Source organism: Luteimonas sp. A611 (assembly GCF_054072715.1).
Genome location: NZ_JBSVRP010000001.1, coordinates 171,685 through 193,285, shown reverse-complemented (window position 1 = coordinate 193,285; position 21,601 = coordinate 171,685). Strand labels below are relative to the sequence as shown.

Here is a 21,601-nt window from a genome sequence, read left to right as displayed (position 1 = left end):
GGCGCGTTGCCGGCCCCTCAGAACCCGCCGCCGGCGTCGAGCCAGGCCTGCTCGTCGGGTGTGCTGATCCGGCCCAGCGCGCGGTTGCGGTGCGGGAAGCGGCCGAAGCGTTCGATCACGTCCAGGTGCCTTTGCGCATAGCCGATGTAACCCGGCTCGCCCATCGCCGTGAACAGGGCGACTGCGCGATGCTGGTCTTCCATCGCTTCGGAATGCTCGAAGGGCATGTACATGAAAGCGCGCGCCCCGGCGTCCACTTCCTGGTCGAAGCCGGCGTCAACGGCGCGCGTGGCGTAGTGCAGGGCCAACGGATCGGTTGCGAAGGAATGCCCGCTGCCGCGGAAGATGTTGCGCGGGATCTGGTCGAGCAGGATCAGCAGCGCCAGCGCGCCGTCAGCGCTGTCCATCCAGGCCTCGCACTCGCGCCGCGCGGCGGCGAAATGCGCATCGGTGAAGCGTTCGCGGCATTGCGCATCGAACGCCGTGCCGCCGTTGAACCACTTCGCGTATCCGGCCTCTCGCCAGAAGCCGGTGACCTGCTGGATGTCGGGTTGTTCGTCCATGCCGCCATCTTAGCGCTCGCGGCGCCTGGTTCGCTTTCCGGCCGCCCGGGCTACTCGTCAAACCTCAGGTGCCGCACCGACTTTCCGTGGCGGCGGATCAGGCGCAAGGCCTCGATCCCGATCTGGATGTGGCGCTCGACATATTCCGCGCTGACCTTCGCATCCGAGGCCTCGGTCTTGACCCCTTCCGGGATCATCGGCTGGTCGCTCACCAGCAGCAGCGCGCCGGAGGGGATGCGGTTGGCAAAGCCGGCGGCGAAGATCGTCGCGGTCTCCATGTCGATGGCCATGCAGCGCATTGCGCGCAGCCGCTCCTTGAAGGCGTCGTCGTGTTCCCAGACGCGGCGATTGGTGGTGTACACCGTGCCGGTCCAGTAGTCGTGCCCGAGGTCGCGGATCATGGTGGAAACAGCGCGCTGCAGCGCAAACGCGGGCAACGCCGGGACTTCCGCCGGCAGGTAGTCGTCGGAGGTGCCTTCGCCGCGGATCGCCGCGATCGGCAGCACCAGGTCGCCGAGCTGGTTTTTGCGCTTCAGGCCGCCGCACTTGCCCAGGAACAGCGCCGCCTTGGGCGCGATTGCGGACAGCAGGTCCATCATGGTGGCCGCGTTGGGGCTGCCCATGCCGAAGTTGATCATGGTGATGCCGTCGGCGGTGGCGCTGGGCATCGGCCGGTCGAGGCCAACCACCGACGCGCCGGTCATGCGACTGAAGTGGCCGAGGTAGCCGCCGAAATTGGTCAGCAGGATGTGCTGGCCGAACTCGGCAAGCGGCACGCCGGTGTAGCGCGGCAGCCAGTTCTGGACGATGTCCACCTTTTCCTTCATGCATGGCCTCCGGTTGCCGCGCAGGTTTCGCGCCGATTGTGTCACGCAGCATGACTTTCGGCCGCTTGGCGGGGCCCCGGCGAGCGGGTACCGTCGGCCGGTTCATCCGATGAAAGGCCGCCATGATCCGTCCCCTGACCGCCGCGCTGTGCGCAGCCCTGCTCGCCGGCTGCGCAAGCACCGCCACCGGCGATCCGCCGCCGCAGTCCAGCGGCGCGCAGCCCGGCGGCGACGCCTACGCCAGCACCTATCGCGCGATCGCTTCGGCGCCGGTGCTGATCAGCGGCGCGACCGTGCTCACCGGTGACGGCCGCCGCCTCGACAACGCCGACGTGCTGCTGCAGGACGGCAAGGTGGCGCAGGTCGGCAGCGGCCTGTCGGCGGGTGCCGACGCGATTCGCGTCGACGGCAGCGGCAAGTGGGTGACGCCGGGCCTGATCGACGTGCACTCGCACCTGGGCGTGTATCCCAGCCCCGGCGCCAGCGCGCACAGCGATGGCAACGAGGCCACTGCGCCCGTCACCGCACAGGTCTGGGCCGAGCATTCGGTGTGGCCGCAGGATCCGGGTTTCGGCGCGGCGCTGGCCGGCGGCGTGACCTCACTGCAGATCCTGCCCGGTTCGGCCAACCTGGTCGGCGGCCGCGGGGTGACGCTCAAGAACGTGGCGGCCACCACCGCCCAGGGGATGAAGTTCCCGGACGCGCCGCACGGGCTGAAGATGGCCTGCGGCGAGAACCCCAAGCGCGTCTACGGCCAGAAGGGCGGCCCGTCCACGCGCATGGGCAACGTGGCCGGCTACCGTGCGGCCTTCATCGACGCGCAGGACTACGCGCGCAAGCGCGAGAAGGACGGCGCCACCAAACGCGACCTCAAGCTCGAAACGCTGGCCGGCGCGATGTCGGGCGAGATCCTGGTGCACATCCACTGCTACCGCGCCGACGAGATGGCGCAGATGCTGGACCTGGCCAGGGAGTTCGACTTCAGGATCGCCGCGTTCCACCACGGCGTGGAGGCCTACAAGCTGGCCGACCGGCTCGGCGCCGAAGGCGTGTGCGGCGCGCTGTGGGCCGACTGGTGGGGCTTCAAGATGGAGGCCTTCGATGGCATCCAGGAGAACATCGCGATCGTCGACCGCGCGCCGGGCGGCTGCGCGATCGTGCATTCGGATTCGGACGAGGGCATCCAGCGGCTCAACCAGGAGGCGGCCAAGGTGATGGCGAACGCGCGCCGCGCAGGGCTCGAGATCGCGCCCGAGCATGCGATCCGCTGGCTCACGCAGAACGCGGCGAAGTCACTCGGCGTGCAGGGCGTCACCGGCACGCTGGAGGCCGGCAAGATGGGCGACGTGGTGCTGTGGAACGGCAATCCCTTCAGCGTGTACGCGCAGGCCGAACAGGTCTGGATCGACGGCGCGCGCGTCTACGACCGCAACGATCGATCGCTGCAGCCGGTGACGGACTTCATGCTGGGGCAGCCGACGGCGCAGGGAGGTGTGCGATGAGCGGGCGTCGCTTGCGCTCGTCATCCCAGCGCACGCTGGAAACGCTTTGCAACAGCCTGAAAGGCTGGTCATCCATTTGCTCTTCAGCCCCTATGCCTGCCATGTCGACATTGAAGTCAAGGTGGATCCCAGCGTTCGCTGGGATGACGGCCAAGGCGGGGCTCGTGTCCCTGCTCGCGGTCGCTATCGTCGGCCCGGTCGCTGCGCAGGACCTACTGATCCGCAATGCCACCGTGCACACCGCCACCGAGCGCGGCACGCTGCAGGGCGCCGACGTGCTGGTGCAGAACGGGCGCATCGCTGCGGTCGGCACCGGCCTGGCGGCCGGTTCGGCGCAGGTGGTCGATGCACAGGGCCAGCCGCTGACGCCAGCGTTCTTCGGCGGCATCACCGGCATCGGCATCGAGGAGGTCTCGGGCGAGGCTTCGACCCGCGACGCCTCGCTGGCGCTGGGCGAGAACGCGAAGGACATGCGCGTTCGCCCCGAGTTCGACGTCACCCTGGCCTACAACCCCGAGTCGATCCTGCTGCCGGTTGCGCGCGTGGAGGGCATCGGCTTCACCCTGCTCAGCGCCGGCACCACGCCGGGCGGGTCGCTCATCGGCGGCCAGGGCGCACTGGTGCGGCTGGACGGCAGCCCCGATCCCGCGGGCCCGAAGGTGCTGTTCGTGTCGCTCGGGGCCAATGCCTCCAGGCTCAGCGGCGCATCGCGCGCCGGGCAGTGGATGCTGCTCGACCAACTGGTCGAAGAAGCCCGCGGCCGCATTCCGGCTGATTCGAACTTCGCCCTGCTCACCCCGGCCGGCCGCGCCACGCTTGGCCGCTACCTGGGCAACGGCGGGCGCGTGGTGGTCGAGATCGACCGCGCCGCCGACATCCGCCAGCTGCTGCGCTGGTCGCAGGAGCACCGGGTCCGCATCGCGATTTCCGGCGGGGCCGAGGCCTGGAAGCTGGGTCCGCAGCTGGCCGCCGCCGACGTGCCGGTGTTCGTGGACACCCTGGCCAACCTGCCGGGCAACTTCGACCGCCTCGGTGCGACCCTGGAGAACGCTGCGCGGCTGCACGCAGCCGGCGTGCGGGTGGGCTTCAGCCAGTCCGGCGATGCCTCGCACAACGCGCGCAAGGTGCGCCAGCTGGCCGGCAACGCGGTGGCCAACGGTCTGCCCTGGGACGCGGCCCTGGCCGGACTGACGCGAGTGCCGGCGCAGGCCTTCGGCGCGGGCGACCGGTTGGGCACGATCGCGGTCGGGCAGACCGCCGACCTGGTGCTGTGGACCGGCGACCCGCTCGACGTGGCGCATACCGCACGGCAGGTGTGGCTGGGCGGACGGTCGATCCCGATGCGCTCGCGCCAGACAGAACTGCGCGACCGCTACCTGCGCGCCGAACCTGATGCGGAGTCCGGCGCCCTGCCGCGCGCCTATCCGGCCAGGATCGACTGAGCCAAGCCGAGTCTGCGCCGGGCATCCGGCGCGGGTCCTGGCACCGCACAGCCCGCCGGCGACGACCGCGGGCTGGATGCGACGCTTGTTTCACTCTTCAGGCCGCCGCAAGCGCCACAATGCGGTGCGACCGCTGACGGGGCACGGCCCCCGGGAGGCTTCATGCGCATCGGAATCGTCGTCGACTCGGCCTGCGACCTGCCGGTCGATTTCCTCAAGGCCCACGAGGTCGAGATCCTGCCGATCTCGGTCCGCATCGGTGACGACCTGCAGGTCGACTACCGCGACGAGGCCGACACCCTGGCCTTCCTGCACGCGCACATCGCCGAGCGCGGCGCGAGCGCCGAGACCATCCCCTTCAGCGTCGAGCAGATCCGCGACCTGTTCCTGCAGCGGCTGGTGGTCGACTACGACCACGTGTTCTGCATCACCGTCACCAGCACGCGCAGCCCGATCTTCGAGAACGCGCGCCAGGCCAGCTACGCGATCCTCAACGAATACAGGCCGGTGCGCGCCGCGGCCGGGCACGCAACCCCGTTCGCGCTGCGCGTGATCGACACGCAGAACCTGTTTTCGGCGCAGGGCGTGCTGCCGGTCGAAGCGGTGCGACTACGCGCCGCCGGCGAAGGACCGGGCCGGATCCGCGGGCGCCTGGAGCACCTGGCCCTGCATACCTATGGCTACCTGGTGCCGCGCGACCTGTACTACATCCGCAACCGCGCCCGGCACAAGGGCGACCGCAGCGTCGGGCTGCTGAGCGCCGCGCTGGGCACCGCGCTCGACATCAAGCCGGTGCTGCGCGGCTGGCGCGGCGACACCGGCCCGGTGGCCAAGATCAAGGGCTTCGATCCGGCCGTGCGTGCGCTGTTCGAGTTCGCCGCGCGCCGGGTCGAGGCCGGCCTGCTCACCCCCACGCTATGCCTGTGCTACGGCGGCGAGCTCGACGAGATGCGCGCGATGCCCGGCTACGAGGCGCTGCGCAGCGCCTGCGCCGATCACGGCATCGAGGTGTTCGAAGCCGTGATGAGCCTGACCGGCATGGTCAACGTGGGCAAGGGCGCGGTCTGCGTCGGCCTTGCCGCCGAGCCGCACGCGTTCGCCTGACCACGACGCAGCCTCGACGCGACGCTGCTAGTCTGGCCTGCCCCTACACACGGGAGCGCCCATGTCCGTCCGCTACATGATCCGCCTGCCCGATCCCGAGCGCGTGCGCGCCTCGGGGGAGTTTGCTTTCCACTCGCATGGCGCCGAAGGCATGGCGCAGGAGCTGCAGGACGCCCTGCGCGGCGATGCGCTGTTCCAGCGCTGGCGGGCCACGCAGGACGATCCCGATGCGATCGACCCCGCACTCGGCGTCACCGATGCGTCGGCGGTGGTGCAAGGCCTGCCGCACGACCTGCATATCGACCTGGTCGCCGACACCGCGATCCCCGGCCCGGTGTTCAAGCACCGCATGCGCCTGCTGGCCGGCAGCGCCTGGGAACTGCGCGACGTGCGCACGCCCTGAACGCGGCCAGCGCTTCGCTGCGGTGTTGCCTGATCGGCGGCCGCTGATGGCGTCGCGGCAACAGATGCTTCTCGCCTGGAGCGGCGGCAAGGACGCAGCCTGGACGCTGCACGTCCTGCGCCAGCGCGCGGACGTGGACGTGGTCGGCCTGCTGGCAACGGTGTCGGCTGCAGACGGCCGCGCCACGATGCAGGGCGTGGCCGGCGAGGTGTTGCGCGCGCAGGCGCTGGCGGCCGGGTTGCCGCTGTTCGAAGTCGACCTGCGCGAACCGGTCGGCAACGCGGAGTACGTGGCGCGGATGGCGCAGGCATTGGCGAGCGCGGCCGCGCGCTGGCCTGGCGTGGACACCGTCGCCTTCGGCGACCTGCTGCTGGCCGACATCCGCGCCTGGCGCGAAGCGCAGATGGCGCAGATCGGCTGGCGGATCGAGACGCCGCTGTTCGGCAGCGAGACCGGAGCGCTGGCGCGCGAAATGCTGCGCGGCGGACTGCGCGCGTCGCTGTGCTGCGTGGACACGGACCAGCTCGATGCCGGCTTTGCCGGGCGCCCGTTCGACGCCGCGCTGCTGGCCGCCCTGCCCGACGGCGTGGACCCCTGCGGCGAGAACGGCGAGTTCCACACCTGCGTCCACGACGGCCCCATGTTCGACGCGCCGCTGGCGCTGTCGCCCGGCGCGACCTGGCTCCGCGACGGGCGCTTCGCCGTCACCGATTTCCTGCTGTCCGGCGCAACTGCCGCCCGCTCAGAACCCGGTTGACGCACTCGCGTCGCAGCGCCTGCGCAGGTAGTCGAACGCGGCATGCGCGCGACCGGCAACCTCCCCCGGCGGACGGATCCCGTGGTCAGTCCAGGGTGTAACCCACGCGGAACCCGCCCCAGTGGCGGCCGTTGACGAACACCGGCACCGACATGTCGAACACGATCTGGCCGGTGTCGCGGCGGTACACCTGCAGCCGGTAGGGATCGGTATGCGCACCGACGCTGCTGCCCACGCGGTCGGAGAAAATGCGCTTGGTGCGGTTGCCGACCAGGTCGCGGGCGCGGTCGCCGGTCAGCGGCTGGCAGAAGCGGTCGTTGTGGGTGGGCACGTAGCCGTCGGGGTTGGCGCTGATCGCGAACACGATCCACGGATGGGCGCTGGCCACCGGCTCCTGCAGCGGCGGCAGCAGTTCGTCGCAGAGCGCATCGAAGGCGGTTTCGTACTTGGCCGGCTCCACGCCCGGGATCGCGGTGTAGTCGCGCGAGAACAGCTCTCCATCTTCGATCCAGGCCTGCGCGAGCGCCTCCTCGAAGCTCGCGCCGATGGCTTCGGACGTCTCGCGCGCCAGCTGCAGCACGCGCGCATGACGCGGTTCGCGCAGCGGATCGGGCGGCAGCCGGAACAGGCCGACGCAGTCGTGCAGCGCGCCGGCGCCGGCGCCAAGCGCTTCGCTGCGCTCGGCGACCTTGGCGGCGTGCTCGAGGTTGCTGCGGCCGAGTTCGGCGACCTTGCCGACCGCGCGATCGATGTCGGCGATCGCCTCGCCCTGCTGGGCGATGCCGCCGGCGACGGTGTCGATGGCCGCACTGGCGCGCGCCAGCAGGCCGCCGATGCCGCCCAGCACCTGCTCGGTGCGGCGCGCGGAGGCGGCGCCTTCGCCCAGCGCCTCGCCGTTCTCGCCGATGATCCGGCGCACGTCGCGCGCGGCTTCGGCGGCGCGTTCGGCCAGCCGCCGGATCTCGGTCGCGACCACCGCGAAACCGCGCCCGGCGGGGCCGGCGTGGGCGGCTTCGATGCTGGCGTTGATCGACAGGATGTTGGTCTGGAACGCCACCATGTCGATGACTTCGATGACGTCGTTGGCGCGCGCCGAACTCTTCTGCACCGCCGCCATGGCCTCGGCCAGCGCGCGTGCGGCGGCCGCGCCCTCGCGGGCGCTGTCGTCGGCGCTGGCCGCCACCGTGATGACGGTGCGCAGGTCATCGCCGAGGCCGTCGAGGCCGGCCAGCAGGTCGCGGGTCGAGGCCACCACGGTGTCCAGCGCGTCGACCTGGGCCTGTGACTGGCGCACCAGCTCGTCGTTTTCGGCGACCACGTGCGGCACGTCGGCCGCCACCTGCAGCGACAGCGCGACGGCCTGGCGGATCGCCTCGGCGAGGTTGCCGAAGCCTGCGGCCAGGCGGCGCGCTTCGGGCAGTTGCGCGTCCGCGGCGTCCAGGGCCAGGTCCAGTTCGCAGGCGGCGAGTCGGTCACCGACCCGGGCCAGCAGCTGCGCGGCCCGGTCGGCACCGTCGCTGGAGGCCGCGACGACCACGGGCGCCGCGCGTTCGCGCCACAGCGCCGCGGTTTCGGCATCGGGCAGGGACAGCAGCCAGCCGCCGCTGTCGCGATCGAGCTGGTAGCAGACCCGGCGTGCAGGATCGGCGCCCGGCGCCACCCACACGCCTTCGTCGCCGGCGAGGTCATCAGTCGCCAAGCCCCAGATGCAGCTGCACGACAGCGCTTCGGGGTCGGCACCGGCCAGGTCGAGCAGGTCGATGGCGGCGCGGTTGAGCGCCCGCACGCGACCATCGCCCGCGAGCCGGATCAGGGCGACCGGCGCGTCGGGCAATGCCGGCAGGCAGTCAAGACTTGGGTCTTCGTACGCGGGCATGTTCCCTCCCCGAGGTTGCACGCTCGGTAACGGCCGGCTGCTGCCGCGCTTGAGGGCATCCGGCGGAGGAATCGCGCTGGACCGGTCAGCCCTGCAGCGCCCTCGCGTGATGGGCGACGTGCTCGCCGATGAAGCTGGCGATGAAGTAGTAGCTGTGGTCGTAGCCGGGGCGGATGCGCAGGCTCAGCGGGTGGCCGGCGGCTTCGCAGGCAGCCTGCAGCAGCTGCGGGCGCAGCTGGCCGTCGAGGAACTCGTCGCCGCCGCCCTGGTCGACCAGCAGCGGCAACCGCTCCGGCGCGGACTTCACCAGCTCCACCGCGTCGTATTGCTTCCAGGCTTCGCGGTCGTCGCCGAGGTAGGCGCTGAAGGCCTTTTCGCCCCACGGCACCTGGCTTGGCGCGACGATCGGCGAGAACGCCGACACGCTGCGGTAGCGCCCGGGGTTCTTCAGCGCGATGGTGAGGGCACCGTGGCCGCCCATCGAATGGCCGCTGATCGCGCGCACGTCGCTGGCCGTCGGATCGGATTCCACCCAGGCCGGCAGCTCGTCGACGATGTAGTCGTACATGCGGTAGTGCTTCGACCACGGCTCGCGGGTGGCGTTGAGGTAGAAGCCGGCGCCCTTGCCCAGGTCGTAGCCATCGGCGTCGGCGACATCGTCGCCGCGCGGGCTGGTGTCGGGCGCGACCAGGATGATCCCGTGCTCGGCGGCGTAGCGCTGCGCGCCCGCCTTGGTGATGAAGTTCTGCTCATTGCAGGTCAGGCCCGAGAGCCAGTACAGCACCGGGCAGGGGCCCTGCTCAGCCTGCGGCGGGAAGTACACGCCGACGGTCATGTCGCAGCCCAGGACTTCGGAGCGGTGGCGGTAGACGTCCTGCCAGCCTCCAAAACAGGCGCGGTGTTCGATGCGTTCCATGGGTTTCTCCGGAAAGGGTTCGTGTCGTGAATGGCGGGACGCGCTCAGCCGCGCGCCGCGCCCTGCATGCGGTGGGAATCCAGGACCTGGCGCCCGCTTGCCCGCGTCAGTGCGGCGACCAGCGCCGCCGCCACGTCCTCCGCGGCAATGCCGCGCAGGCGCGCCGGGATCAGCGGCCGCAGCCAGCGGTCGAGGTTCGCGGCCAGGTGCTCGCCGCGACGCCGCGGCTGGCCGAGGCGGTCACGATCGCCGAGCAGCAGCGAGGGCCGCGCGATCACCAGCGCGTCGAGCGGCAGCGCCGACAGTGCGTCCTCGAGTTCGCCCTTGACCCGGTTATAGAACACGCGCGAGGCCGCATCCGCGCCCATCGCGCTGACCAGACCGATGCGACGTACGCCCGCGTCGAGCGCCGCCCGGGCCACGGCGAGGTTGGCCTCGAAGTCGACCGCCCGGAACGCCTCGCGGCTACCCGCCACCACGATCGTGGTGCCAAGCGCCAGGTAGGCCTCGTCCATGCGCGGCAGCGTGGGCAGCTGGTCGAATGCGACCACATGCACCTGCAGCTTCGGCGCGTCCATCGCCAGCGGCCGGCGCACCAGTGCGTGCACCTGCGCCACGCCGGGGTCGGCGCACAGGCGCGCCACCAGCGCGCGCCCCACCAGTCCGCTCGCCCCGGCCACGAGCGCGATGCGTCCGTCCGCGGCCTGGCCAATGTCCTCGCCGGTGCGCATGGCCGGCACGTCAGTAATGGATGACGGTGCGGATCGACTTGCCCTCGTGCATCAGGTCGAAGGCCTCGTTGATGCGCTCCAGCGGCAGCGTATGGGTCACGAATGGCGCCAGCTGGATGTCGCCGCGCATCGCATCCTCGACCATGCCCGGCAGCTGGCTGCGGCCCTTGACCCCGCCGAACGCGGTGCCCAGCCACTTGCGTCCGGTGACCAGCTGGAACGGACGCGTGCTGATCTCCTGCCCCGCGCCGGCCACGCCGATGATCACGCTCTGCCCCCAGCCGCGGTGGGCGGACTCGAGCGCGGCGCGCATCACGTGGACGTTGCCGATGCACTCGAACGAATGGTCCACGCCCCAGGTGGTCATCTCGACGATCACCTGCTGGATCGGGCGCTCATGGTCCCTGGGGTTCACGCAGTCGGTGGCGCCCATTTCGGTCGCGAGCTTGAACTTGTCCGGGTTGGTGTCGATGGCGATGATCCGCCCGGCCTTCGCCTGTTTCGCGCCCTGGATCACCGCAAGACCGATCGCACCCAGGCCGAACACCGCAACCGTGTCGCCCTCGGCCACCTTCGCCGTGTTGTGCACCGCGCCGATGCCCGTGGTCACGCCGCAGCCGAGCAGGCAGACGTGCTCGGGATTCGCGTCCGGGTGCACCTTCGCCAGCGACACCTCGGCGACCACGGTGTACTCGCTGAAGGTCGAGCAGCCCATGTAGTGGTAGACCGGCTCGCCGTTGTAGGAAAAACGCGTGGTGCCATCGGGCATCACGCCCTTGCCCTGGGTTGCGCGCACCGCGACGCACAGGTTGGTCTTGCCGCTCTTGCAGAACAGGCACTCGCCGCATTCGGCGGTGTACAGCGGGATCACGTGGTCGCCGGGCTTGACGCTGGTGACGCCCTCGCCCACCTCCACCACGATACCCGCGCCTTCATGGCCGAGCACCGCCGGGAACACGCCTTCGGGATCTTCGCCCGACAGGGTGAAGGCATCGGTATGGCACAGCGCGGTGTGGGTGATCTTCACCAGCACCTCGCCCTGCTTCGGGCCTTCGAGGTCGAGTTCGACGATCTGCAGCGGCTTTCCGGCTTCGAAGGCGACGGCGGCACGGGTTTTCATGGTCTGCTCCTGCAATGCGGTGTTGTGTTGAACGGTCGCGGCGCGGCCGCGGCCAATGTGGGTTGGGTCACTTCAGGTACGAGCGGATCAGCCCCGTCATCTCGGCGACGCGCGCGGCACGCTCCCCGTCGTCGTGCGCCGCCTGCCCGAACTGCTCGCGCAGGTGCGACTCCAGCACCTCGCTCATCAGCCCGTTGACCGCGCCGCGGATCGCCGCGATCTGCTGCAGCACCGGGGCGCAGTCGGCGCCGGCTTCCAATGCACGATCAAGCGCATCGCACTGGCCGCGGATGCGGCGCACGCGGGCGAGGACCTTCTTTTTTTCTTCGGGAGAATGCGGCACGGGCGGGGCAGCCGATATAGTGGGGGGCAGTATACCAGTCAGCAGCTAAACGGCCTGTGAGAGGACTTCGCTGCAGGGCCTCATGCCCCCCGGGAACCATGTTCAGCCCGCGGCGCACACGCCCGCCGGACCCATGCAGCGGCGGTAGACTCCGGCGCATGACCCGAAACCCGTTGTTGCCTGGCGTGATGATCCTGCTGCTTGCGGCATGGCTGTCGTGCGCGCACGCGCAGGACACGCAGGCCGGGTCAGGTGCGGACCAGCCTGCAGCCACCGTCGTCCCGCTCGACCACCTGCCCGCGCTCAGGGGCGGCTACTTCCCGCTGGTCGCCGAGGCGACCGGCCGCACCCACCACGTCTACGTGCGCCTGCCGGAGGGCTACGAGGCGGATACGGCCCGCAGCTGGCCGGTGGTGTACCTGCTCGACGGCGACAGCCTGTTCCCGCTGCTTGCCGCCACGCACCTGTTCCTGGGCTACGACGAGGGCCTGCCCGAGGCGATCGTCGTCGGCATCGCGTACGGCGGCTTCGACCCGTCCATCAACAAGCGCCACATCGACTTCACCGCCGCCGGCGCCGACACCGCGCCCGACCAGGGCGGGGCCCGGCAGTTCCACGATTTCCTGCGCGAACAGCTGCTGCCCGCAGTGGAGACCCGCTATCGCGCCGACCCCACGCGTCGCGTGCTGGTGGGCCAGTCGCGCGGCGGCTACTTCGTGCTGTGGTCGGCGCTGCAGGATCCGGACCTGTTCCAGGCCAGGATCGCCAGCAACCCCGCGTTCGCCCCGGCGCGCGAGCAGCTGTTCGCGGCACCCGCGGCGCACCGGCGCGATGACCTGGCCGTGGTGGTCGTCAGCGGCGCGCGCGATACCGAGGCGCGGGTGCGCGGCGCGGCGGAGTGGGCCGCGACATGGGGGGAGCGCAGCGACGCACCGTGGGACGTTGAACTGATCGTGCTGCCCGAGGGCACCCATGCCGCGAGCATCGGCGAAGCCTACCGTCGCGCGATGCTGTGGCTGTTCCGCGACGCGATGTAGTCAGGCCGCACGCAGCGGAAGACTTACCGCCACGCGGCCCGGCTCGACCTCCTCGATCGCCAGATCGATGCCGTAGCGGTCGCACAGGCGCATGGCGATCGACAGGCCCAGCCCGGAACCGGTACTTGCCTCGGCCTTGATGAAGGGAAGCAGGTCGGCGTCGCGGATGCGCGCGCCGGGATTGCAGATGCGCAGGCGTCCCGCGTCGGCACGGATCAGGATGCGTCCCGCGTGGGTATGCGCGAAGGCGTTGCCGACGAGGTTGGACAGCAGGATGTTCAGCGCCGGCGCCGGAAGCGCCGCGCTTGCCCCGGCCGGCACGTCGATATCGACCACGATGTCCTTGTCTCCCAGCAGCGGCGACTGGTCGACGACGACCCGTTCAAGCAGCGGCAGCACGGGCGTCGACACGTCGCCTGTCGGCGGCGCTTCTTCCCGCGCCAGCGAAAGCAGGGCGCTGACGGTCTGCTCCAGCCAGGAGGCGGAGTGGCGGATATGGGCCAGGCTGTCGCGCGCCTCGGATGACAGCGTCGGGTCGGCCGCCAGGCGTTCGGTCGCGCTGCGGATCACGGCCAGCGGCGTGCGCAGTTCATGGCTGGCGTCGCGCGTGAACTCGCGCTCGCGCGCAACGAAGGCGCCGATGCGCGCGACCAGCTCTTCCAGCCGCCGCGCCAGCAGTCCCACCTCGTCGTCGCGGAAGCCGCAGGCGAACGCGGTGGGCAAACGATCGGGCGCGGTACCTGCCATGAGCAGGGCCAGCCGCGACAGCGGTGCCGTCGTCCGCTGCGCCAGCCACCAACCCAGCAGCAGCGCCAGTGTCGCCATTGCGATCGCCGACCAGGCCAGCACCTGCAGCAATGCCGCGCGCTGCGGCCGCACCACCAGCAGCCCGCTGACTTCGGCGACCAGCCATGCCCGCGCGCCCGGCGCATCCAGCTCGCGCAGGTGGTAGTGGGCGCCGTCGGGGCCAGCGAACTCGGTGCGACCGGGCTCGGCCTGCAGGATGTCCCCGATTCCGGCCGGCAATCGATCGGCATCCTCGATCACCCGCATCCACGATTCGCGCGGCGTGGCCCAGCGGCCCGCGCCGGCATGGTGCTGCAACTGCTCGCTGGCCTCGCGCTGCAGCATGCCGCTGAAGAACATGTCCTCGACCGTGTAGGCGAACACCACCGCATACAGGCCGAACAGCGCCGTCACCGCCAGGGTGAATCCCGCGAACGCGAGCATCAGCCGGTTGCGCAGGCGATGCCGAGGCGACGCCGCCGCGCCCCTCATGCATCGGCCTCCAGCCGGAAGCCGACGCCGTGCACCGTCCTGAGCATCGGCGTGGCAAAGGGCTTGTCCAGGGCCTGGCGCAGCAGGTAGAGGTGCGAGCGCAGCGGATCGGAGTCGGGGGGATCGTCGCCCCACAGCCGCTGGGTCAGCTCGCTGCGCGTCAACGTCCGTGGCCAGGCGTCAGCCAGCGCCAGCAGGATGCGCTGGCTGGTCCTGTGCAGTTCGATGCGCTGTCCCGCGCGCTGGACTTCGCCGGTCTGGCGATCGATCTGCAGGGTGCCGATGCGGACCAGGTGCGAGCGCCCTGTCAGATGGCGATGCGACAGTGCCAGGCAACGGGCGACCAGTTCGTCGCCAGCGAACGGCTTGACCAGGTAGTCGTCCGCGCCGGACTGGAACCCGTGCAGTTTGTCCTCCAGCGCATCGCGCGCGGTCAGCAGCAGGATCGGCACGTGCCGGTCGGCGCGGGCGCGCAATTGCCCGCACACCTGCAGGCCGTCGAGGCCCGGCAGGCCGACATCCAGCACCACCACGTCGAAGGGTTCGGCCAGGGCCATCGCCAGGCCGCACAAGCCGTCTCCCGCGAAGCTGGCATCGAAGCCTGCGCGGACAAACAGGTGCTCGAGGTTCCCGCACAGCGCGGGGTTGTCCTCGACCACCAGCACGCGAAGGGCCTTCGCTTTCATCGCTCAACCATCGATCTGCCGCAGGAGGGCCTCAGCCTGCTCCATGCCCGGCTTGGCCTCCAGTGCCTGCAGCACCAGGGCCCGCGCCTGCGCGGTCTGTCCGAGTTTCATGTGCAGCCCGGCGGCGGAGAGCTGCATCTCCGGGTTCTGGAAGTACGGCATCGCAAGCTCGATCACCTGCAGGGCCCTGGTCCGGGCCTGCGGGGTCGTGGCGACCATGCCCTGGTAGTGGCCCAGCGCCCCGAGCAGTTCGACGTTGTACTCGCCGGGAGCCTCGGCGAGCGACCGCGCCGCGCCGGCGGCATCGCCGGCATGCAGCCGTTCGGCCAGCGCCATGGTCGCCTCGTCCCGCCACGGCACGCGCGGCACCGGCGTACGCCCGGTGCCGCGGACCACGGCTTCGGCCACCGCGGTGGTGGAGTACGGGTTCTGGCCGGTCACAAGGCGGCCGTCGACGACCAGGTGCGGCATCATCAGGGGCGCGTTGCTCCAGCGCGCACCGCGCTCGCGCAGTGCGGTCTCGAGCAGCCACGGGAACTCCTTTCCCCACTTCTTGCCGAAAACCGTCTCTTCCTCGTTGCTGAAGCCGGTCATCGCGCGCCCGTCCACCAGCAGCGAGCCATCGGCGAGGCGCACGTCTGCCAATGCCGCCGGGCCATGGCAGACCGCAGCGACAACCGCGCCACCCTCCCAGGCATCGGCCAGCAGCTGGCGCAGTGCAGGATCCTTCGGCAGGTCGAACATCGCGCCCTTGCCGCCGACCACGTAGACCGCGGCGTAATCGCCTGCGTCGAGGTCGGCGGTAGCGCGGGTATCGGCCAGCGTGCGCATGGCTGCCTCGTCGGCCAGCAGCGCGGCATTGAACGGTTCGTCGGAGTTGTACCTGTCGGCTTCGACGGAGCCGCCGCGCGGGCTGGCAACCTCCACGTCGAGTCCGTTGGCCATGAACACCAGCCAGGCCTGGGACAGTTCGTCGAACTCGTAGCCGGGGCGGGTCTTGCCGCCGTCGCGGCCTTCGCCGCTTACCACGATGAGGACCTTGTCGGCGGGGGCCGCGGGGGCTTGCAGGGGGACGGCGGCCGCAAGGACCAGCAGCGTCGCGAGGATCTGTTTCATGGCGCGTCTCCGGGGTCGGGGACGTGGATCGTGCGCGGGCGCTGTGAATCAGGCTTCAAACATCCGCGCCGATCGGCGTGTTTTTCCAGCGGCGGCAGCTGGTGCGGCAACCAGGTCAAGATGGATGATCAGCCATTGGCTCGGACACGGGGAGCGCGCTCCGGACCTTTTCAGCGTTGCCTCGAGCCCGGGCATGGCGACGCTTCGCCGGGACAGACGAATCTCAGCCGCGCGCCGGCAGCAGCGCGTCGTCCAGCGCTTTCGCGCGCTGGTAGGCCTCGCGGCCGCGCAGGCGCTCGGCCCAGGCGCTGAAGGCAGGGCGCTCCGGGATCGACTTGAAGCCCAGGCCGAAATCGACCTGGCTGCCGACGTAGACATCGGCCGCGCTGAAGCGCTCGCCCAGCAGCCAGGGCGAAGCCGAGGCGGCGGCCTGTTCCAGCGTGTCCACGGTCTGCTCGAAGCTGCCGTAGCCGGCCATGGCAGCCTTCTCAGGCGGCGCCAGGATGCCCATGGCCTTGGCGGTGACCGCGGCCTCCACCGGGCCGGCCGCGAAGAACAGCCAGCGGTAGTAGGTGCCGCGCAGCGGGTCGTCCAGAGCGGGCGCAAGCCCCGCCTGCGGGAAGGCGTCGGCGAGGTAGGTGCAGATCGCGGCCGCCTCGGTGACCACCATGCCGCGATGCTGCAGCGCCGGCACCTTGCCCATCGGGTTGATGGCCAGGTACTCCGGCGACTTCATGCTCTTGGCGTACTCCTGCACCACGGTGCGGTATTCGACGCCGAGCTCTTCCAGCATCCAGCGCACGATCCGGCCGCGTGACATCGGGTTTGTGTGGAACACGAGTTCGCTGGTGCTCATGGCGCGCATCCGGACGGGCAGATTGGCGACGATACGCCCCTTCGCCGCTCGCCGCGCGCCGACGTGCCTGCAGCCGCCCCGCATCGATCTGGCGAGATGCTTCGATGGTCATCCGTTTCGAAACCAAATCGGTGACTGGGCGATAGTCGTTCCGGGGCGGGGTTGCGTAAAGCAGCGCATGGATGCGCTGCGGCGGCGAGTCAGCCATGGGTGAGCACGGACGCATGCGCGGCACTGCCGCGCGTCCGTGCGAACGCCCGGCGCGCTGCGCCGGGCCGGACCGCGCAGCGGGCTGACCGAGCCGGGGAGCAACTCCCGGCCCGGGACGACCCCTGCCGCAGGCGTGATCCAGCCGCTTGCCACCTGGGCAAGCGTCAACCTGTGTTCTGGATCCCGGCAGAAATCCCGTTCACCGTCGACACCAGTCCGCGCAGCAGGTCCTCGTCCTCGCGGCCGCCTTCGCGCCAGCGCTGCAGCAGTTCCACCTGCAGCAGGCTCAGCGGATCGACGTATGGGTTGCGCAGGCGGATCGACAGGCGCAGGCGGTAGTCGTCGGCAAGAATCGCGTCGCGCTGCTTGAGCATCAGGATCGCGTCGCAGGTGCGCAGGAACTCCTCGGCGATGCCCGGATGGAACACCTCATGCAGCGGGCCGGCGAGCTGCGAGTAGCGCTCGAAGATGGCGAGGTCGGACTTGGCCAGCAGCATCTCGACGTCATCGAGCATGGCGGCGAAGAACGGCCAGTCGCGCGCCATCTCGGTCATCGCGTCCTGGCCGTAGCGCTGCACGCCGTGGCGCAGGGCGTGGCCGATGCCGTACCAGCCGGTGAGGCCGGAGCGGTTCTGCGACCAGGCGAATACCCAGGGGATCGCGCGCAGGTTGTCGATGCCGCCCTCGCGCCGGCGCGAGGGCCGCGAGCCGATCTGCAGGCGCTCGATCACGTCCACCGGGGTAGCGGCGCGGAAGTAGTCGGGGAAATCCGGATGCTCGTGCACCAGCGCGCGGTAGTGCGCGCGCGAGGTCTCGGCCAGGACCTTGGCGATCTCCTTCCAGCTGTCCTCGCGCGGATCGCGCGGACGCGGGCGCAGGGTCGCGCGCAACACCGCGCCGGTGGTCTGCTCGAGGTGGCGCAGCGCCAGCGCGCGGATGCCGTACTTGCGGTGGATCACCTCGCCCTGCTCGGTGACGCGCATCGATCCGTTCACCGAACCGCGCGGCGCGGCCATGATCGCGCGCTCGGTCTTGCCACCGCCGCGGCTCACCGAACCGCCGCGGCCGTGGAAGAACATGATGCGCACGCCATGCTGGTTGGCCAGCTCGGTCAGCTCCACCTGGGTGCGCTGCAGCGCCCAGCGCGAAGCGAACAGGCCACCATCCTTGGCGCTGTCGGAATAGCCGAGCATCACCGTCTGCTCGTTGCCGCGCGCGGCCAGGTGGGCGCGGTAGGCCGGGTCCTCGAACAGAGAGCGCATCACCGCCGACGCGGCCTGCAGGTCGTCGACGGTTTCAAACAGCGGCGAGATGTCCAGCGGCACCGCGCCCGATTCGACGCAGCCGGCCACGCGCGCCAGCGCCAGCACGGCGAGTGCGTCGGCGGCGCTGCGGCTCATGCTGATGATGTACAGGCCGATGGCGGCCACGCCGTGCGTGCGACGCAGCTCGAGCACGGTACGGAACACTTCCAGGGTCGAGGCGAGCACGTCGCCAGGCGCGTCCGGCGCCGACGGTGGATCGGCCTGCAGCGCCTGCAGCCGCGAGGTCCGGTCGTCGGCCTCGCGCGCGGCCCAGCCTTCGTCGCCAAGCAGGTCCGCGAGCGCGGCGTCGTGCACGGCCGAATCCTGGCGCAGGTCGAGCGCGGCCAGGTGGAAACCGAAGGTGCGCGCGCGCCACAGCACGCGCTGCAGGGTGAAGCGGCCGGCATATTCGCCGCCGTGCCGCAGCAGGCTGGCGTCGATCAGCTCGAGGTCGGCGATGAACTCGTCCGCGCCCGCGTAGCCCTTGGCGCTGGATTCGGCGGTGATCGACAGCCGCGCCTTCATCAGGTCCAGCAGGCGCCGGTACGGCATGTCGGCCAGGCGCGGGCGCAGCCTCTTCGCGGCCTGCGGCAGCAGCGCGACGTATTCGTCTGCGCGCGCGGTCACCGCGGCATCGACGTCGACGCGGCCCAGCGACTGGGTAAGCAGGTTGCTCAAACCGCGCAGGTCCGAGCGGTAGCGGTCGATCGCCTGCGCGCGCTGCGCGTCCAGCGCGGCGCGCACGGTGTCGGCATTGACGTTGGGGTTGCCGTCCATGTCGCCGCCGACCCAGGTGCCAAAGCGCAGCACCTGCGGCAGCGAGATGCGCCGCCCGTACACCGCCTCCACCGCATCGGCGAAGGCCTCGTAGTACACCGGCACGATGCGGTAGAGCATGTGCGCCAGGTAGTAGCCGACGTGCTCGACCTCGTCGGCCACGGTGGGCTTGTGCGCGGGCGTGTCGCTGGTCTGCCAGCCGGCGGTGAGCGCGACGCGGATGCGTTCGATGTCGGCGCTGCGCTCGACCGGGGTGCGCGTGCGGTCGATGTCCTCGACCAGGCGCTCGACGATGTCGCGCTCCTTCTCCAGCATCACCCGCCGCACCGCCTCGGTGGGATGCGCGGTGAACACAGGCTCGACCCACAGCCGCGGCAGCGTCGCCTCGAGCTCCTCGAAGGTCACGCCGTCCTCGCGCAGGTCGCGCAGCACCGCTTCGAAACCACCAGGCTGCGGCAGCTCGCTGATGCGCTCGTAGTCGCGGCGGCGGCGGATGCGGTGCACGCGCTCGGCCAGGTTGATCGCGCCGAAATAGGTGGAGAACGCGCGCACCACGGCCTCGGCATCGGCCGGCAGCACCTTGGCCATCTCCGCGGCCAGCGCATCGACCGGCAGGCCCTGCTCGCGGCGCGCGATGGCGGCGCGGCGGATGCCTTCGACCTCGGCCAGCAGCGTTGGCGAGCCCTGCTCGGCCAGCACTTCGCCGACCAGTGCACCCAGCCGCCGCACGTCGTCGCGCAGCAGGACGTCGGTTTCGGCGAACTCGAGTTGGTCGCGCAGCGGGCCGTCTGGAATATTCATCGGCGAAACACTAACGGAATGCGTACCGCAGTGCAGCAACCGTTGCGACGGCAACCGACAGGCGAGGCGGCGGGCGACCTTGCTGCGGGGGCTTTCTTGCGTGAGGGCCGGTGGGGACGGCGTGGCCTGTGTCGGCGTGATTGATCGAAGGGTGCTTCTGGGGCGGCGTGGCGGCGTGGCGTTCGATCGCGGCTGAAGCCGCTCCTACGGGAGCGACATCCTGTGGTCCGTTCGCGGCTGAAGCCGCTGCTACGCAGACCGACATCCTGTGGTCGATCGCGGCTCAAGCCGCCCTACGCAGACCAACATCCCGTAGGAGCGGCTTCAGCCGCGAACGGCAACGACGCGCCCACGACGTCCAGGCCTGCCAAGACACCCGGCGACCGCCCGCCAAACCGAAGAACAACCCAAACCGCGGCCCGCCAGCCCCTCAGTACGCGAAGTCGCGGAACACGCGGTCGATATCGCCGTTCCATTCACCATGGAACAGCGCCAGCTTGTGCTCGGCCGGCGTCTGCCCGGCCTCGACCAATTCCAACAGCGGCGACAGGAAGTCGCGCTCGTCCTCGCCGCGCTCGTTGTGGCGCGCGCGACGGGCCAGGCCGCCGACGGCAATGCGCAAGGCCTGGCGCGCCAACTCACGCACGCTGCCGCCGCGGAACGGCAGGTTCAGCGCGTGGCGCGGCACGCCGTCGCGCAGCGCGTGGCGCTCCTCGCGCGTGAAGTCCTTGACCAGGTCCCAGGCCGCGTCGAGCGCGGCATCGTCGTACAGCAGCCCGACCCAGAACGCCGGCAGCGCGCACAGCCGGTTCCATGGCCCGCCGTCGGCGCCGCGCATCTCCAGGAATGTCTTCAGCCGCACTTCCGGGAAGGCGGTGGTCATGTGGTCGTTCCAGTCGCGCATGGTCGGCAGCGCGCCGGGCAGCACGTCCAGCCTGCCGGCCATGAAGTCGCGGAAGGACTTGCCGGCCGCATCGACGTAGACGCCATCCCGGTAAGAGAAGTACATCGGCACTTCGAGCATGTAGTCGACGTAGCGCTCGTAGCCGAAGCCGCCCTCGAACACGAAGTCGAGCATGCCGGTGCGGTCGGGATCGGTATCGGTCCAGATGTGCGAGCGGTAGCTCAGGAATCCGTTGGGCTTGCCCTCGGTGAACGGCGAGTCGGCGAACAGCGCCGTGGCGATCGGCTGCAGCGCCAGCGAGACGCGGAACTTCTTCACCATGTCCGCTTCGGTGCCGTAGTCCAGGTTGACCTGGACCGTGCAGGTGCGGGTCATCATGTCCAGGCCGAGCGAGCCGACCTTGGGCATGTAGTCGCGCATGATCCGGTAGCGGCCCTTGGGCATCCACGGCATGTCATCGCGCCGCCACTTGGGCTGGAAGCCCATGCCGAGGAAGCCCAGCCGCAGTTCGTCAGCCACGGTCTTGACCTCGTGCAGGTGGCTGCGCACCTCGCGGCAGGTCTGGTGGATGTCCTCCAGCGGCGCGCCCGACAGCTCCAGCTGGCCGGCAGGTTCGAGCGAGACCGAGGCGCGGTCCTTGTACAGCGCGATGATCCTGCCGTGCTCGTCCACGGGTTCCCAGCCGAAGCGGGTCAGCCCCCGCAGCAGCGCCTCGATGCCGCGTTCGCCGTCGAACTCCGGCGGGCGCAGGTCATCCAGGCGGAAGCCGAACTTTTCGTGTTCGGTGCCGATGCGCCAGTCGGCCAGCGGCTTTTCGCCGGATGCCAGCACCGCGACCAGCTGGTCGCGATGGGTGATCGGGGTATCGCCGGTGTGGCTGGGACTCGACATGCGGATCGCTCTGGCTGTGGGCGCGAGCCCGGGCGTGCCGGCATTCGCGAGCGGCATTATGGAGCGGCGCGAGCCGGCATGGCATTCCGGCACTGGAACGCAGGGGCGCCACCGGTGCGCGCGATGCGCGGCTTCGTCGGCTCGCTCGGCGCCACTG

The 21,601-nt window shown here is 70.5% G+C and carries 19 protein-coding genes; 6 read left to right on the top strand and 13 right to left on the bottom strand.

Going from position 1 to position 21,601, the window contains the following annotated elements; all coding sequences use genetic code 11:
* Window positions 1–17: 17 nt before the first annotated feature.
* Window positions 18–563 (bottom strand): DUF924 family protein, encoded by a 546-nt coding sequence (locus tag ACW5EG_RS00850; RefSeq protein ID WP_457020591.1) that lies wholly within the window; start codon window positions 561–563, stop codon window positions 18–20.
* A gap of 50 nt (window positions 564–613) precedes the next feature.
* Window positions 614–1,390 (bottom strand): AMP nucleosidase, encoded by a 777-nt coding sequence (locus ACW5EG_RS00845; RefSeq protein ID WP_457016677.1) that lies wholly within the window; start codon window positions 1,388–1,390, stop codon window positions 614–616.
* A gap of 122 nt (window positions 1,391–1,512) precedes the next feature.
* Here ACW5EG_RS00845 and ACW5EG_RS00840 point away from each other — a divergent pair, with 122 nt between their 5' ends.
* The 5 genes from ACW5EG_RS00840 to ACW5EG_RS00820 all read left to right on the top strand — a co-directional run bounded on the left by ACW5EG_RS00840 (window position 1,513) and on the right by ACW5EG_RS00820 (window position 6,598).
* The gene (locus tag ACW5EG_RS00840; protein WP_457020590.1) at window positions 1,513–2,892 is read left to right on the top strand and encodes an amidohydrolase family protein; all 1,380 of its coding nucleotides are present in this window, start codon (window positions 1,513–1,515) and stop codon (window positions 2,890–2,892) included.
* Between the two features lie 143 nt (window positions 2,893–3,035).
* Window positions 3,036–4,334, top strand: a complete 1,299-nt coding sequence (locus tag ACW5EG_RS00835; protein WP_457020589.1) for an amidohydrolase family protein — start codon at window positions 3,036–3,038, stop codon at window positions 4,332–4,334.
* 162 nt (window positions 4,335–4,496) lie between these two features.
* Window positions 4,497–5,438, top strand: a complete 942-nt coding sequence (locus ACW5EG_RS00830) for a DegV family protein (RefSeq protein WP_457020588.1) — start codon at window positions 4,497–4,499, stop codon at window positions 5,436–5,438.
* A 61-nt stretch (window positions 5,439–5,499) separates the two neighbouring features.
* Entirely contained in the window at window positions 5,500–5,841 is a 342-nt protein-coding gene (locus ACW5EG_RS00825; protein ID WP_457016671.1) for a hypothetical protein, read from the top strand.
* Between the two features lie 46 nt (window positions 5,842–5,887).
* Window positions 5,888–6,598: a Dph6-related ATP pyrophosphatase gene (locus tag ACW5EG_RS00820; protein WP_457020587.1), complete on the top strand. Its 711-nt coding sequence runs from the start codon at window positions 5,888–5,890 to the stop codon at window positions 6,596–6,598.
* 85 nt (window positions 6,599–6,683) lie between these two features.
* Here ACW5EG_RS00820 and ACW5EG_RS00815 read toward each other — a convergent pair whose 3' ends face one another.
* The 5 genes from ACW5EG_RS00815 to frmR form a co-directional block, all read right to left on the bottom strand.
* Window positions 6,684–8,474 carry a methyl-accepting chemotaxis protein gene (locus tag ACW5EG_RS00815; protein WP_457020586.1) on the bottom strand — a complete coding sequence of 597 codons (1,791 nt, stop codon included), beginning with the start codon at window positions 8,472–8,474 and terminating at the stop codon, window positions 6,684–6,686.
* A gap of 85 nt (window positions 8,475–8,559) precedes the next feature.
* Complete coding sequence (gene fghA / locus ACW5EG_RS00810) at window positions 8,560–9,390, bottom strand: S-formylglutathione hydrolase (protein ID WP_457020585.1); 831 nt, start codon at window positions 9,388–9,390, stop codon at window positions 8,560–8,562.
* Window positions 9,391–9,434: 44 nt separating this feature from the next.
* Window positions 9,435–10,121, bottom strand: a complete 687-nt coding sequence (locus tag ACW5EG_RS00805) for an NAD(P)H-binding protein (protein ID WP_457021379.1) — start codon at window positions 10,119–10,121, stop codon at window positions 9,435–9,437.
* A 10-nt stretch (window positions 10,122–10,131) separates the two neighbouring features.
* Entirely contained in the window at window positions 10,132–11,241 is a 1,110-nt protein-coding gene (locus tag ACW5EG_RS00800) for an S-(hydroxymethyl)glutathione dehydrogenase/class III alcohol dehydrogenase (protein WP_457016663.1), read from the bottom strand.
* Between the two features lie 67 nt (window positions 11,242–11,308).
* The gene (gene frmR, locus ACW5EG_RS00795) at window positions 11,309–11,584 is read right to left on the bottom strand and encodes a formaldehyde-responsive transcriptional repressor FrmR (protein WP_457020584.1); all 276 of its coding nucleotides are present in this window, start codon (window positions 11,582–11,584) and stop codon (window positions 11,309–11,311) included.
* A gap of 158 nt (window positions 11,585–11,742) precedes the next feature.
* Here frmR and ACW5EG_RS00790 point away from each other — a divergent pair, with 158 nt between their 5' ends.
* Complete coding sequence (locus ACW5EG_RS00790) at window positions 11,743–12,621, top strand: alpha/beta hydrolase (RefSeq protein WP_457020583.1); 879 nt, start codon at window positions 11,743–11,745, stop codon at window positions 12,619–12,621.
* Here the strand turns inward: ACW5EG_RS00790 and ACW5EG_RS00785 are convergent, their stop codons facing one another.
* From ACW5EG_RS00785 to ACW5EG_RS00760, 6 genes are all read right to left on the bottom strand, one after another.
* Window positions 12,622–13,899: a sensor histidine kinase gene (locus tag ACW5EG_RS00785; protein ID WP_457020582.1), complete on the bottom strand. Its 1,278-nt coding sequence runs from the start codon at window positions 13,897–13,899 to the stop codon at window positions 12,622–12,624.
* A complete protein-coding gene (locus tag ACW5EG_RS00780) occupies window positions 13,896–14,585 on the bottom strand; it encodes a response regulator transcription factor (protein ID WP_457020581.1) in 690 nt (229 codons plus the stop codon). The genes ACW5EG_RS00785 and ACW5EG_RS00780 overlap by 4 nt, the downstream gene beginning before the upstream one ends.
* A gap of 3 nt (window positions 14,586–14,588) precedes the next feature.
* Window positions 14,589–15,701, bottom strand: coding sequence for a type 1 glutamine amidotransferase domain-containing protein (locus ACW5EG_RS00775; RefSeq protein WP_457020580.1), 1,113 nt, complete (start codon window positions 15,699–15,701; stop codon window positions 14,589–14,591).
* A gap of 223 nt (window positions 15,702–15,924) precedes the next feature.
* Entirely contained in the window at window positions 15,925–16,557 is a 633-nt protein-coding gene (locus tag ACW5EG_RS00770) for a glutathione S-transferase family protein (RefSeq protein WP_457020579.1), read from the bottom strand.
* Between the two features lie 374 nt (window positions 16,558–16,931).
* Complete coding sequence (ppc, locus tag ACW5EG_RS00765; RefSeq protein ID WP_457016652.1) at window positions 16,932–19,649, bottom strand: phosphoenolpyruvate carboxylase; 2,718 nt, start codon at window positions 19,647–19,649, stop codon at window positions 16,932–16,934.
* 430 nt (window positions 19,650–20,079) lie between these two features.
* Window positions 20,080–21,444, bottom strand: a complete 1,365-nt coding sequence (locus ACW5EG_RS00760) for a glutamate--cysteine ligase (protein WP_457020578.1) — start codon at window positions 21,442–21,444, stop codon at window positions 20,080–20,082.
* Window positions 21,445–21,601 lie beyond the last annotated feature (157 nt).